The sequence below is a fragment of the Pseudomonas sp. 5C2 genome, from assembly GCF_034314155.1.
Lineage (GTDB): Bacteria > Pseudomonadota > Gammaproteobacteria > Pseudomonadales > Pseudomonadaceae > Aquipseudomonas.
This window is the reverse complement of record NZ_JAVIWH010000002.1, coordinates 223,528-237,768: the sequence shown is the minus strand read 5'-3', so window position 1 is coordinate 237,768 and position 14,241 is coordinate 223,528. Positions and strand designations below refer to the sequence as shown.

Here is a 14,241-nt window from a genome sequence, read left to right as displayed (position 1 = left end):
ACTTCTCGTAATTCGAAATTCGGTGGAGCTCTCGCCCTTCGCTTGCGCTCAATAGTGCAAGAACCTTGGCGTGCAGTTCAACCCGTCCGGCCTGCGCCACGTAGTAAGGCGGGGGATTATATAGGGTTAATGGACACTGTGCAGCCGCCCGACCTGATCACGTCAACATATGTGCCTTCCACCTGACGAGAGCCCTGCCTGCAGCCCATGATCGCCCGGACAAGGTCACGCCAGGACCGAGGAAAGCGCTGTCGCATCGTTTTTTTGCAAATGAGCGACGCACACCACGCGAATCAGCCCGCTGAAATTTTTCACACCGCCATGGCGTAGATGCACTTCTCGATCAACATAAGACAGGACTGCATTGACCGAGCAACTGTTGGAGCGGGCAATATCAGCCAAAATACCCCAGTACACTTCCTCCAGGCGCAAACATGTCGCCAACCCATTTAAGCGAACCGACCTCGAATGAGGACGCGCAAGGTTCATATTAAAATCCTCAACAAAGGGATCGTCTTGTATTTTTCCATAGCGGCCAGGATCTTGTAGCATACGCCCACTGCGTCGAATCATTACAGCCTCCTTCACGTGCCGTCCATCTAATGCACATAAGCTGGACATCAATAAATATAAGAACCACCTTTATGTAAAGCCAATTAAATATTTCTGACCAGCAGAACAAACACACCAAGCCTGTAGGACATTGCTGCATTTCAGTGAGGATTATCGAGCGCAGCTAACTCGCCAATCGCCCCCCTGTACGACGGCCCCCTTAACTATTCCATTCGTTGACTGCCCCCCGGAAAACAGGATAAGCAGCTATTTTTATGCACTCGATCATATAGAATATAACTCATTGAAAACAAAGGAATAATTTCGAAAAAAGCTGTCGTATCCAGATGATTTACTGGAAGAGAACGCAGACGAGCAACAAAGAAATGACGAGCAAACCACGCCAGTAACGCAAGCAGCGCAATTTGCAAACCACCATTATTTAATGTCAAGTAGCGAGCCAAGCATTCCTGCGACGCGCTCATGGGCTAACGAGCACTAAGCCACTACGTAAACGGCCAACTCACTATTCACTTTATCGACCCGCTGAAAGGTGCTCAACACTATTGACTGCACCGCCCTTTCAAATACCATGCACAGGAGACTTAACACCGAAACTCCGATACACCAATAAACGTTACGGGCTTTAAAATGAATCACATACGCTTCTGACAGTGAACAAGAAAGACTGTCCATAATCGACTGACGATCTTCTTCGCCGCTATCGATATCGACGACCATGCCCCCTTTTTTTTACAGAAGGGTTCTACCAACCCGATGCAGGACTGCGCTACAAAGAGAATCCGCAAACCCCGACAAATTGTTGCAGAAAGGGTGGCGTCACAGGCAAACCGACGAACAGCAGTCTCGCTTTCTGGAGCGAACCGGCTGCCATCCAGCACGATCCTGATGGCGACCGCTCTAAACCAGGTATCGGCACGCAAACCACCGCCCCACATCAAACCACCTGAGCATCAGGACCCAAGCAGCGCTAAGCGGTTGATTTGAGTAGCCCTCGGCTTTGCTGTTAAATAGACGCGTGTCGCTACTGACGTGCCGCTTGGCTGTAGCACATAGGCTGACTCGCCGTTCGTGCATTACGCCTCCTATTATTCAGAAGCGTACCGGGCGCAATCAGCTATTTCCTCGTGATCCGTCTTAATGTGAGTTTATTAAAATGTTGAAAATCGTCCACTTGCTAACAGGCGCAGCAGCCCTGCTCCTTTCCTTCATCCCTAGCCTGCGTAGTGAAGCCCTGTCTTCTTACCTCCTGCAACCCGATGCGCTTTACCTGGCGCTTTTCGGCTTGCTCAACCTGTTACTTGCCCCCGTAATCCCTTACTGGAACAGAGGCCCTCGTCATCAACTGCAAAATCTGGTCAGCGGTCTTCTCGTGCTTGCCGTCATCCTTCAAACCTTGACCCTGCTTGTTCCACTGCAAACCATTGCTGGCCAACCGGCGATCATTGTCAGCCTGATCAGTGTCCTTATTGCAGTGCTGCTGCATTTGGCCGTCAGCTTCTATCAATCGTCACCTTCGCCTGCGGCACAAAGCCACGACATGACCAACCGCGATACCGGGACCGTCAAGTGGTTCAACACCTCCAAAGGGTTTGGCTTCATTTCCCGCGACTCCGGCGATGATATTTTCGTCCACTTCCGCGCTATTCGGGGCGAAGGCCATCGCGTACTGGTCGAAGGCCAGCGCGTCGAGTTCTCAGTGATGAATCGCGATAAAGGCCTGCAAGCCGAAGACGTAATTGCGGCACTACCACGCCGCTAAAATCTCTCCCGCCCCAAAAAAAGAAAACCCGCCTCTCTTTACGAGATCGCGGGTTTTTTATCGACCAGAAAAAATCAGTAATGCGGAGGGGGCGCCTCCTCCTCGAACGTATCGAACTGATTGCCGGCTTCTTCCTGACGCTTAAGCAGTGCAGCCATCTGCAACTGCAAGCGCTCGACCACACGCTGCTGAGTGACCAGGACATCATTGAGCGACTGAATCGTGTCGTCCTGGAAGGCCAATCGACTTTCCAACTCGTTAATACGCTGCTCAAGGCTCATGCGTGTTCCTCCTCGAAATGGAAATTGTCTGTCAATACCGACTGTAGACGATCGCGGAGGTCGGACAGTTGTTGGCTAGTATAAGGCTGTGCCGGATGCTTACCCCAAATAGGCGCGGGCCACGCTGCATCTTTCTGATAACGAACGATAACGTGCATATGTAGCTGGCTAACGATATTCCCCAATGCCGCGACATTCAGCTTGTCTGCATTGAATGCATCACTGAGTGCTTGCGAGAGCGCAGTAGTCTCCTGCCACAGTTGCAACTGATCCGCCGCGTTCAGCTGGAACAATTCACTGATGCCCGCACGACGCGGCACAAGAATGAACCATGGGTAATTCGAATCATTGGATAGCAGCAAACGACACAAGGGGAAATCGCCAAGGGGCACAGTATCTTGCGCAAGACGCGGATCTAAAACGAACACCGCAAAACTCCTGATCAACTGGTTGGTTTTTAACTCGACGCCCCGAACCGCGGAGTCATCCAGCAATACCTCGCAGGATACGCGGGAATGTGTAGTCATTCACTGTCCACCCTCAACCTGGACACACTGAGCCACCGACCAAAAACCCTGACAGACATCCGCAGGGCATGCGCAGCTGCCATCTGCACTGATTTGGCACACCGCGTCCCTCGCGGCAACGCCTGATACCGCTCCTTGAATGTAGATCAGTTTCCAACCAGGCAGCCCAAAAAATGCTGCCTGGTCATTTTTCGGCAACAAAAGGACAGCGAAACTGCCGTGCCTAATACCTTATAGTCGACCTCAAGGACCTGACATCAAGCACACTCGTAACACAGTGCACCAAAAAGACTCACTTTTCCTTTCAACCAGTACCAGCCATCCTGAATCTACCCAGCCCGCCAGACTGACCGGTAACGCTTCTTAGGTCCTCAGCGGATTCTCAAGCAATTCTCAGGTTTTTTTCCTGAAAAAAAATAGATTAAAAACCATATAAATCAATTACTTAGAAAAATATAGCGCTAAAAAATGATGTTTTGTGAAAAAAATGTCATCGTTTTTGATCTTTGTGCACGGTTGTTGCTTTGTTACACACCAGAGTCCGCCGATGTGCTTACTACCCAGCAGACACATCCGGAGATGAATAAAACGGCAGCGCATTATCCAGGGAGTGTTTGAGCGGCTGTGCATAGACTGTTTTCACCTATGCTTAAGCCCTCAAAAATAACGCCGTAGTTGTGGGGTTTGATAACAGGAGCTACACAATTGCGACATGGACAACCTACATTTGCGACACCACCGTAAAGATGCCGAAAGGATAGGTTTGTAACTATCGCCAACATGGTCAGCGTGATATAAATTTGCGCCGACACAAAAAGAAAGAGCCTCCCAGATAAAAAAACAGGTGGGATGGCGGCAACTTTTCTTAAAAAACCAAAGGAGCAAATCACGATGAGAGTGATGAAGTGGAGCGCAATCGCACTGGCCGTAACTGCGGGCAGCACCCAATTGGCAACGGCTGCAGCCTTCGTCAGTGATCAGGCCGATACCAAGGGCTTTGTACAAGACAGCACGCTGAATCTGCTGCTTCGTAACTACTACTACAATCGTAACAAGACCGATGGTGGGGTAGACGACAAAGACTGGACCCAAGGTTTACACGGTGTTTTCAACTCGGGCTTCACTCAGGGTACTGTCGGCTTCGGTGTTGATGCCTTTGGCTACCTCGGCCTGAAGCTTGACGGCTCAGACAAGTATGCCGGTTCGGGCAACCTGCAACTCGAGCATAATGCCGATGGTTCTATTAAAGGCAACGAAAGCAGCTACGGCAAATCCGGTGCGGCGCTTAAAGTCCGTATTTCCAAGACAGAGCTGAAAGTCGGTGACATGCAGCCGACCACTAGCCCGGTCTTCGCGGTGGGTGGCTCTCGCCTCCTGCCACAAACTGCTACCGGCTTCCTATTGCAGAGCAGCGAAATCAAAGGTCTTGACGTTGAAGCGGGCCATTTCACCTCCGCGACCAGCCAGGACACGACCAAGCATGATGGCGATCTTTATGCCACTTATGCTGGTGTCACAGCAAAATCGGCAGATTTCGTCGGCGGCAAATACGCCATCACCGACAGCCTGAGCGCTTCGCTTTATGCAGCTAAACTGCAAGACATCTGGAACCAGTACTACGCTAACGTGAACTACGTTATGCCTATCGCTGACACGCAATCCTTGGCGTGGGATTTCAACATCTACCGCACCACTGATGCAGGCGCCAAGAAAGCAGGCGACATTAGCAACACCGCTTTCTCCCTGGCAGCAGCGTATTCGTTCCTGACCGCACATACCCTGACCCTCAGCTTCCAGAAGGTCAACGGCGACACCCCATTCGACTACATCGGTGTGGGTGACAACAACCGCGGTGGCGACTCGATATTCCTCGCCAACTCTGTTCAATACTCCGACTTTAACGCACCTGGCGAAAGATCGTGGCAAGCTCGCTACGACCTGAACATGGCGTCCTACGGCGTACCGGGCCTGAGCTTCATGACCCGTTACGTTGCCGGCAGCCACATTGACGGGACGAACACTCCATCGAACAGCACCTATACCGACCTGTACGGTAAAGACGGTAGCCACCACGAGACCAACCTGGAAGCCAAGTACGTAGTACAAACTGGCCCAGCCAAAGACCTGTCCTTCCGTCTTCGTCAAGCTTGGCACACTGCCAACGCTGCAGAAGGCGAAGGCGATGTCCAAGAGTTCCGCCTGATCGTCGACTACCCGATTTCGGTTCTGTAACCGCAGTCAGCGTTTCGTAATCGAAAAAACCCGGCCCAGGCCGGGTTTTTTTACGTCGTTTTTTCAGGCAACCTTTTTTAACCAGGCAGAACACCTTCCGTTGTGCCGGCCTTACCCTGTACGCAACGAGATCCCCCCCGTACAATGCGAGGTCATTTCTAGCCTCAGCAACCGACAACGGCCTACCATGCGTACCAGTCAATATTTGCTCGCCACACAGAAAGAAACCCCTTCCGATGCAGTGGTCGTCAGCCACCAGCTGATGCTGCGTGCCGGCATGATCCGCAAACTCGCTTCCGGCCTTTATACCTGGCTCCCCATGGGCTTGCGGGTTTTGCGCAAGGTCGAAGCTGTCGTTCGTGAAGAGATGAACGCTGCTGGTGCGCTCGAAGTATTGATGCCGGGCATCCAGCCTGCAGAGTTGTGGCAGGAATCAGGGCGCTGGGAACAGTACGGCCCAGAATTGCTGCGCATGAAAGATCGACATAACCGTGAATTCTGTGCGGGCCCGACCCACGAAGAAGTCATCACCGATCTGGCACGCAACGAGCTCAACAGCTATAAGCAGCTGCCGATCAACCTGTACCAGATCCAGACCAAATTCCGCGATGAGACCCGCCCACGCTTTGGCGTGATGCGTGGCCGTGAATTCATCATGAAAGACGCGTACTCCTTCCATGTCGACCAGGTTTCGCTTCAGGCTACCTACGACCGGATGCATCAGGCGTACTGCAACGTATTCACCCGCCTGGGCCTGAACTTCCGCCCGGTCGAAGCCGATAACGGCTCCATCGGCGGCGCGGGCTCTCATGAGTTTCACGTGCTGGCCGAGTCTGGCGAAGACGACATCGCATTCAGCGACAGCTCCGATTACGCTGCAAACATTGAAAAAGCCGAGGCCGTTCCACGCGAACAGTCACGCCAGGCACCCACTGAAGAACTGCGCCTGATCGACACACCACACGCCAAGACCATCGCGCAACTGGTAGAAGGCTTCAACCTGCCGATTGAAAAGACCATCAAAACTCTGGTGGTCCACGCAGCTGAAGAAGGCAAATTGATCGCGCTGATCATTCGTGGCGATCACGAACTCAACGAAATCAAGGCCGCCAACCTGCCTCAGGTCGCCAGCCCGCTAGTCATGGCATCCGAATCCGAACTGCGTGACGCCATTGGCGCTGGCGCAGGCTCGCTTGGCCCGTTGAATCTACCGCTGCCTTGCATCATCGACCGCTCCGTCGAACTGATGAGCGACTTTGGCATCGGCGCCAACATCGACGACAAGCACTACTTTGGCGTCAACTGGGAGCGCGATCTACCGGTTCCCGCCGTGGCCGACCTGCGCAACGTGGTGGCTGGCGACCCAAGCCCGGACGGCAAGGGCACGCTGGAAATCAAACGCGGTATTGAAGTCGGGCATATTTTCCAGCTGGGCACCAAGTACAGCGAAGCCTTGAAGTGCCAGGTGCTTGGCGAAAACGGCAAACCTGTAACCCTGACCATGGGCTGTTATGGCATTGGTGTTTCTCGCGTGGTGGCAGCTGCCATTGAGCAGAACAACGATGAAAACGGGATCATCTGGAACGATGCCCTGGCACCTTTTCAGATTGCCCTGGTGCCATTGCGCTATGAAACCGAGGCAGTGCGCGAAGCAACCGACACGCTGTACGCCGAACTGACCGCAGCTGGCTTTGAGGTGCTGCTGGATGATCGCGACAAAAAAACCAGTCCCGGCAACAAGTTCGCAGACATGGAGCTGATCGGTATTCCGCACCGCATCGTGGTCAGCGACCGCGGCCTGGCAGAAGGTAACCTTGAGTACAAGAGCCGTACTGAAGCCCAGGCGCAAGCCTTGCCTGTGGCCGACGCCCTGTCCTTTCTTCAAGCCCGCATCCGCCGCTGAGTCCGGGACGCGCACGTGAAAGCGTGCGCGCCCTCGCCATCGACGCATGACAAGGCAAGACCCGCACTTTCCGTATCAAGAGATCACATGCTCAAGCGAAATACCTTAAGCCTCGGTAGTGCCGCACTGTGCGGCACCCTGCTTGTCAGCGGTTGTGCCAACCACCTGTCACCACACAGCGAGCACGAAGAGCGCGTCGAGCGCAAATTGCTCAATCACAGCCTGCAAGTCGATATCGGTGAGCCCAAGATGCTTGAGCTTCCGCAACGTCGCGTGCGGATTCATGATCAGAAGACGTTCGAAGTCACCGAATTCGAAGTCACCCGCAACTATGATCGCTACACCCCTTACCAACCTTGGCGCGAGACCTATGAAATCCCGCTGGGTGCAGTTGCAGTGGTGGGCGGTATAGGCGCCAATATTCTCAACGTGGTCATGCTTGGGCGCTTACCGGACAGCATGACCAAAGACTGGATCAGTTACGGCTTTGCCGGACTCAATCCATTCATGAACATGCCGTCCCTTGGCAGGGCGCAGCAGAACCTTTCCAGTATTGATGAGGCTCAGCACGACAAGCGGATTGAGTATTCCAGCTTGCCCTGGAGCGAACGCCCGGTCGAGGTCAAGGCAGGCGCGCAAACTTACGATCTGACAACTGATCACAACGGGGTACTGCGCCTGAACCTGCTCGACAGCCCTTTTGCCGAACAGGAAATCAATCACATCACCCGCTTGCAGATCAGTGTCGCGGATGATCAAGACAATGTACGCGTCAGTGCTACCCTGCCGATCAGCAATTCATTGCGCGGCAAATTGCGCGAAGCTCACGCATTGATCTACGACGACCTGGAAGATGACGAAGTCAGCCAATGGGTACACCGGGTCAAACGTCTCTCAGAACTGGGACTCGAAGAAGAAGCCAGCGAGCTGGAACAAAGCCTGATCGAACTGACGCGCAATGACCCCGAACTGCAACAGCAATTTCTTAAATCGCTGACCAAAGACGCCGGGCGCCTGGTGGCCGATCCAGGGCCGAACAGCTAGCGCGTAAACAGCTCCAACTGCTCATGACCACCACGTAGATCCTGCAGACGCACGCCGATACCCAATAAGCGCACCGGCTTATCACCTCGAGCGAATGCCTGGGTCAGCAGCTGTTCAAAACCATCCAGATCACGCCCCGCGCCTGATTGCTCGAGGGTAGTTTGAGTGAAGTCATGAAACTTCACTTTGACGAAAGGCTTACCCGCTCTGTAGCTGTCGTCCACGCGCGCCATTCGCCCAGCGAGCGTCGCGAGTAACTCCGGCAGTTTTTCCAGACAGCTGGCCAGATCGGGCAAATCCGTATCGTAGGTGTTTTCGACACTTACCGACTGACGCCGACTGTCGTTCTGCACCGGCCGATCATCAATCCCGCGCGCCAGACTCCACAGCCGCTCACCAAACGTACCGAATTCTCGCACCAAGGCCAATTTGTTCCAATCGCGCAGATCCGTGCAGGTGGTGATACCAAGTCGGCCCAGCTTGCCCGCAGTTACCTTGCCGACGCCATGCAACTTGCTCACCGGCAATGTGGCGACGAACGCTTCTACTTGATCCGGGGTAATCACAAACAAACCGTTGGGTTTTTTCCAGTCACTGGCAATTTTTGCGAGGAATTTGTTTGGGGCCACCCCGGCTGACACGGTGATATGCAGTTGATTGGAGACACGACGACGGATGTCCTGAGCAATTCGGGTCGCACTTCCCGAGAAATAGTTGCTATCCGAAACATCCAGAAAAGCCTCATCCAACGACAGAGGCTCGATCAGATCGGTGTAATCGCGAAAAATGGTCTGGATTTCACGGGAAGCCTCTTTATAAGCTTCCATGCGCGGCTTGACGATGGTCAGGTCGGGGCACAGCGTCAAAGCATGCCTGGACGACATGGCCGAGCGCACGCCATAGGCCCGCGCCTCATAGTTGCAGGTGGCTATCACTCCGCGCCGGTCCGCCGAGCCGCCTACCGCCAGCGGCTTGGCAGCAAGACGCGGATCGTCGCGCATTTCGATGGCGGCGTAGAAGCAGTCACAGTCGACGTGGATGATTTTGCGCTGCGTCATGAGGTGCGGTTATGAATGCTGTGGGCTGCGCAGTATCTCACCCACGCTGAAATGTGGCACTCACGATACCGAAAGCAATGTACGAAAGGCCTGAGAAAATGACCAAAATAGCCCTATCAGGTCCGCGCTACGCGCCCTCAAGCCGATTCGTGCACTCAATTAGCATCGCTAAGCGATTGAAGGAAAAGAATTTTTCTGAAATTAACAATTGACAGCCCGGCGTTCCACTGTAGAATGCCGACACACAGACGCGGGATGGAGCAGTCTGGTAGCTCGTCGGGCTCATAACCCGAAGGTCGTCGGTTCAAATCCGGCTCCCGCAACCAAACATCAAAAAAGGCTACTCGGAAGAGTGGCCTTTTTTGTGCCTGCGATTTCATCACATCCAACCTTGCCCCTCCCCCTTCGCTGTGGAGCAGTCAGGAATAGACGGATGAGACATGAAGGACGCCCCATCAGGAAAACCCTTTGCGCACCGAACACTTAACCGATCCGACAAGCTATTTACGCTTATTTGTCGCTCATACCGCATTAACGGTTGACACCCCACCGTTCCACTGTAGAATGCCGCCACACAGACGCGGGATGGAGCAGTCTGGTAGCTCGTCGGGCTCATAACCCGAAGGTCGTCGGTTCAAATCCGGCTCCCGCAACCAAATATCAAAAAAGGCTGCTCGAAAGAGTGGCCTTTTTTGTGTCTGACCGAAAAGCATCGGAACAGTGGTCAGAAATGCTTGTCAGAATTGTCGATCCAGAGGATAGGTGTCTATCGGCTAAACAGCCGGCTGAAACGAATCCGCTACATTCGCCCTGTAGACTGTGACACGCTAATATCTCGAAATATTTTCTGCGTAGGGATTGGTAACTTGTCTGTATACCTCCATCCTGTCGCGCACGATCCAAGGAGTGATTGATGCGCGCCAATTCGTCCGATTCCAATGAACCTGTCACCGCCACTCAACCGATTGCGCCGACTCGTTTGCACTGGTTGGAACTGCTGAGCAAATATCGCCAACCCTTGGGCCTTGCGGTAACGTTGCTCCTGTTCTCTATTGCACTGATCGCCTGTCGTCATCTGTTGAGTGAGCTGGACCTCTACGCCCTGCACGATTCGCTGCTGAGCGTTCCGCTGCCCGCATTAGCCGGCGCCTTGGTCGCGACTGTCGTTGGCTTTGTGGTACTACTGGGCTATGAGTGGTCGGCCAGTCGTTACGCCAATGTTCAACTCCCTGCTCGTACGCTGGTCCTCGGCGGCTTTACCGCGTTTGCGATTGGTAACGCAGTAGGGCTGTCGCTGCTGTCTGGCGGGTCGGTTCGTTACCGGCTTTACGCTCGCCATGGTCTGGGCGCTGTAGAAGTCGCGCGCATGACCTTATTTGCCAGCCTTTCATTGGGCTGCGCCCTGCCCCCGCTTGCCGCCTTGGCGACCTTGAGCAATCTGCCGGCTGCTTCCGTTGCCCTGCATTTGCACACGTCAGTGCTTGCGTCGGTGGCCGTGACAATTCTCGCACTCAGTGCATTGTTAGCGGTGGGCATCTACCGCCGCCGTCTGCCCGAACAACCGATCCCGCATAACCTGCTGGTCCGTGCGGGGCGTCGCACTCTTCGTCTGCCCGGCCTGAACCTGACGTTGATGCAATTGGTTATCACTGCGCTGGACGTAGGCGCTGCAGCCATCGTGCTCTATTTGCTATTGCCCGACGCCCCCCCTTTGGTGCCTTCTTGCTGGTTTACCTGCTTGCTCTGGCTGCAGGCGTGCTCAGCCATGTGCCAGGTGGTGTAGGCGTGTTCGAGGCGATTTTACTCGCCGCCTTTGCCGACCAACTGGGCGCTGCACCCTTGGCAGCCGCCTTGCTGCTTTATCGCCTGATTTATGTGGTCCTGCCGTTATTGCTGGCGTGCGTGGCATTGCTGGTCACCGAAGCCCAACGCGTTTTGCCGACCCGCAAAGCTATACGCGTTGCTTCGGGTCTGGCTGCGCCGATCCTGGCGTTGCTGGTGTTTCTGTCGGGTGTGGTCCTGTTGTTTTCCGGTGCCACGCCTGAAATCGATACGCGCTTGAAACACGTTGGCTTTTTAATCCCACATCGCCTGATTGATGCCTCGCACTTCGGCGCCAGTTTGATTGGCGTATTGTGCTTGTTGCTGGCCCAAGGTCTGCGCCGGCGTCTATCGGCGGCGTGGATGCTGACGACGGTGTTACTCGTGGTCGGCGCAGTGCTGTCTCTGCTCAAGGGCTTCGACTGGGAAGAGGCCAGTCTGCTGACCCTGACCGCCGGGCTGCTGGGGATCTTCCGGCATTCGTTCTATCGGCCCAGCCGCTTGCTTGAGTTGCCATTCTCGCCGCTGTATCTGGTGGCCAGCACGTGCGTGCTGGGAGCGTCGATCTGGTTGCTCTTGTTCGCCTATCAGGACGTACCGTACAACCATCAGCTCTGGTGGCAATTCACCCTCAACTCCGATGCCCCGCGGGCCTTGCGTTCAGCCTTGGGCAGCGCGGTATTGCTGGTGATCGTTTCACTGACCTGGCTATTGCGTACCGCACGTCCGGTCATTACCTTGCCCAATGCCGAAGAACTGGGCAAAGCCGCCGAGATCGTGAATGCTTCCGATCAGCCCGATGGCGGCCTTGTACTGACCGGTGACAAAGCAATACTGCTACACCCTAGTGGCAAGGCCTTCTTGATGTACGCACGTCGTGGCCGAAGCCTGGTGGCCTTGTATGACCCGATTGGCCCAACACAGCAACGCGCAGAGCTGATCTGGCAATTCCGCGACCTGTGTGACATCCATCATGCTCGCCCGGTGTTCTACCAGGTGCGCGCGGAGAATCTGCCGTTCTACATGGACATCGGCTTGACTGCGATCAAACTGGGCGAAGAAGCACGGGTCGACCTGAAGCGCTTTGACATCGACGCCAAAGGCAAGGAAATGAAAGACCTGCGCTATACCTGGAACCGCGGTGGGCGGGATGGCCTGTCGCTGGAGATCTATGAGGTTGGTCAGGCGCCGCTGGACGAACTGAAGGTGATTTCAGATGCTTGGCTTACCGGTAAAAATGTCCGAGAGAAAGGCTTCTCCCTGGGCCGCTTCAGCCCGCAATACTTGCAACATTTCCGCATAGCGATCATCCATTTCGAAGGCAAGCCTGTAGCGTTCGCCAACCTGCTGGAAACATCTCGACATGAACTGGCCAGCCTGGATTTGATGCGCTCTCACCCCGACGCACCCAAACTGACCATGGAATTCATGATGATCGGCTTGATTCTGCACTATAAAGAGCACGGTTATGGACGCTTCAGCCTGGGCATGGTGCCACTTTCCGGCCTGCAGCCGCGACGCGGCGCACCCTTGACTCAGCGTCTCGGTTCTATGGTATTCCGCCGTGGCGAGCAACTGTATAACTTCCAAGGCTTGCGCCGCTTCAAAGACAAGTTCCAGCCTGACTGGGAACCCCGTTATATGGCCGTGCCCGCCGGACTTGATCCGCTCGTGGCGCTGGCTGACACTGCCGCCCTGATTGCAGGCGGCCTGACCGGATTGGTGAAACGCTGATGATTCAACGCTACTGGCGATTTTTGCTCGCAGCCCTGATTGTTCTAGCACTGGTACTTGGCTTTTGGTTGTGGAATCGCCCTGAGCCTGAAGCAAGTCTCGAACACCTGACACTCGAGAATGGGGCAGCCCTGACCCGGGTCTTGCCCGGCACTAGCGCTAACGCTTACGTTGCCTTGGCCGTCCTGGCGGATGAAGGCCTGACGGACAAGCAACTGCTGGCACTGAGTCAGGACGCCGACGCCGAAATCGTGCAGGTAACCCTGCCCAAGGACAACTGCGCCCTACAGCAGCAAACCCTCAACGCAGGCATAGAAAAGCTCAACGACGCACCCACACTGGTCGCGGGTATCGGCCCAGGCGCAACCCTGGCCTGGCGCTGGCTGGCGGGACAAACCAACGACAAGGCTCAAGCGATCTCGGTAGGCTTCTCTCTTGAGCCACCTGGCTGCAATGACGCGCTGCCAAAAACCGCCGCACATGGACACTGGCTGGTTGCCTGGAACGACGGCCCGGATGATGCCGCTGCAACCTTCGTTCGTGATCAACCTAATGCCGAGAACAGCATCAGCGACTACGACATCCACCTGCCACAGGTACTCAACAGTCAACTTCGCCACCAATTGGTCGCCGATGACAATGACGGCGGCCTGAACATTCCCGTGGTGGAGGTGCCCGCCGGACAGACGACTGACACCGTGACATTGTTCCTTTCTGGGGACGGTGGCTGGCGCGACCTGGACCGTGACGTGGCAGGTGAAATGGCCAAAATCGGCTACCCGGTAGTCGGTATCGACACCTTGCGTTACTACTGGCAGCACAAGTCTCCCGAGCAAAGTGCTCTGGACCTCGCCGAATTGATGGCGCACTACCGGCAGAAATGGGGCACCAAGCGCTTCGTGCTGACCGGCTATTCGTTCGGTGCCGATGTGCTGCCGGCGATCTATAACCGCTTGGCCCCTGATGAGCAAAAGCGCGTCGACGCTATCATCTTGCTGGCATTCGCGCGCAGCGGCAGCTTCGAGATCATGGTCGAGGGTTGGCTGGGGACCGCAGGCAAAGAGGCACCCACGGGGCCCGAGATGGCTAAGCTACCCGCTGATAAAGTGCTGTGCGTTTATGGTGCTGAAGAGGATGCCGAGAGCGGTTGCACCGAAACTACCGCCGTTGGCGAAAAGCTCAAGTTGCCGGGCGGGCACCACTTCGATGAAAACTACCCGGCCTTGGCCAGGCGCATGATCGATGCCATTGAGAAGCGCCAAGGGAAAACCTCAGCCAAACAAGGCTGACCCACACTGCCTTCGCG

The 14,241-nt window shown here is 55.1% G+C and carries 9 protein-coding genes, 2 tRNA genes and 1 pseudogene; 8 read left to right on the top strand and 4 right to left on the bottom strand.

What is annotated here, in order from left to right; genetic code table 11:
• Positions 1-225 precede the first annotated feature (225 nt).
• On the bottom strand, positions 226-573 hold the full coding sequence (locus tag RGU44_RS01650; protein WP_322180389.1) for a ribbon-helix-helix domain-containing protein: 348 nt from the start codon (positions 571-573) through the stop codon (positions 226-228).
• A 1,156-nt stretch (positions 574-1,729) separates the two neighbouring features.
• Between RGU44_RS01650 and RGU44_RS01645 the strand changes: the two genes are divergently transcribed.
• Positions 1,730-2,335, top strand: a complete 606-nt coding sequence (locus tag RGU44_RS01645; protein WP_219061295.1) for a cold-shock protein — start codon at positions 1,730-1,732, stop codon at positions 2,333-2,335.
• 74 nt (positions 2,336-2,409) lie between these two features.
• Here RGU44_RS01645 and RGU44_RS01640 read toward each other — a convergent pair whose 3' ends face one another.
• Both RGU44_RS01640 and RGU44_RS01635 read right to left on the bottom strand, forming a co-directional pair.
• Positions 2,410-2,616: a SlyX family protein gene (locus tag RGU44_RS01640; RefSeq protein WP_219061294.1), complete on the bottom strand. Its 207-nt coding sequence runs from the start codon at positions 2,614-2,616 to the stop codon at positions 2,410-2,412.
• A complete protein-coding gene (locus RGU44_RS01635) occupies positions 2,613-3,044 on the bottom strand; it encodes an HIT domain-containing protein (RefSeq protein ID WP_322182771.1) in 432 nt (143 codons plus the stop codon). The genes RGU44_RS01640 and RGU44_RS01635 overlap by 4 nt, the downstream gene beginning before the upstream one ends.
• Before the next feature lie 990 nt (positions 3,045-4,034).
• Here RGU44_RS01635 and RGU44_RS01630 point away from each other — a divergent pair.
• From RGU44_RS01630 to RGU44_RS01620, 3 genes are all read left to right on the top strand, one after another.
• Positions 4,035-5,375 (top strand): OprD family porin, encoded by a 1,341-nt coding sequence (locus RGU44_RS01630; RefSeq protein WP_322180393.1) that lies wholly within the window; start codon positions 4,035-4,037, stop codon positions 5,373-5,375.
• Positions 5,376-5,562: 187 nt separating this feature from the next.
• Positions 5,563-7,278, top strand: a complete 1,716-nt coding sequence (locus RGU44_RS01625) for a proline--tRNA ligase (protein ID WP_322180395.1) — start codon at positions 5,563-5,565, stop codon at positions 7,276-7,278.
• An 87-nt stretch (positions 7,279-7,365) separates the two neighbouring features.
• On the top strand, positions 7,366-8,322 hold the full coding sequence (locus tag RGU44_RS01620; protein ID WP_322180397.1) for a hypothetical protein: 957 nt from the start codon (positions 7,366-7,368) through the stop codon (positions 8,320-8,322).
• Here RGU44_RS01620 and dinB read toward each other — a convergent pair.
• Positions 8,319-9,380 carry a DNA polymerase IV gene (gene dinB, locus RGU44_RS01615; protein ID WP_322180400.1) on the bottom strand — a complete coding sequence of 354 codons (1,062 nt, stop codon included), beginning with the start codon at positions 9,378-9,380 and terminating at the stop codon, positions 8,319-8,321. The genes RGU44_RS01620 and dinB overlap by 4 nt on opposite strands.
• Positions 9,381-9,629: 249 nt before the next feature.
• On the opposite strand from dinB, the gene RGU44_RS01610 reads away from it, so the two are divergent.
• The 4 genes and pseudogenes from RGU44_RS01610 (at position 9,630) to RGU44_RS01595 (ending at position 14,224) form a co-directional block, all read left to right on the top strand.
• Positions 9,630-9,706 (top strand) — tRNA-Met (locus RGU44_RS01610).
• 253 nt (positions 9,707-9,959) lie between these two features.
• Positions 9,960-10,036 (top strand) — tRNA-Met (locus tag RGU44_RS01605).
• Between the two features lie 257 nt (positions 10,037-10,293).
• Positions 10,294-12,935 (top strand): annotated as a pseudogene (mprF, locus tag RGU44_RS01600) (bifunctional lysylphosphatidylglycerol flippase/synthetase MprF).
• On the top strand, positions 12,935-14,224 hold the full coding sequence (locus RGU44_RS01595; RefSeq protein ID WP_322180404.1) for a virulence factor family protein: 1,290 nt from the start codon (positions 12,935-12,937) through the stop codon (positions 14,222-14,224). The pseudogene mprF and the gene RGU44_RS01595 overlap by 1 nt, the downstream one beginning before the upstream one ends.
• Positions 14,225-14,241 lie beyond the last annotated feature (17 nt).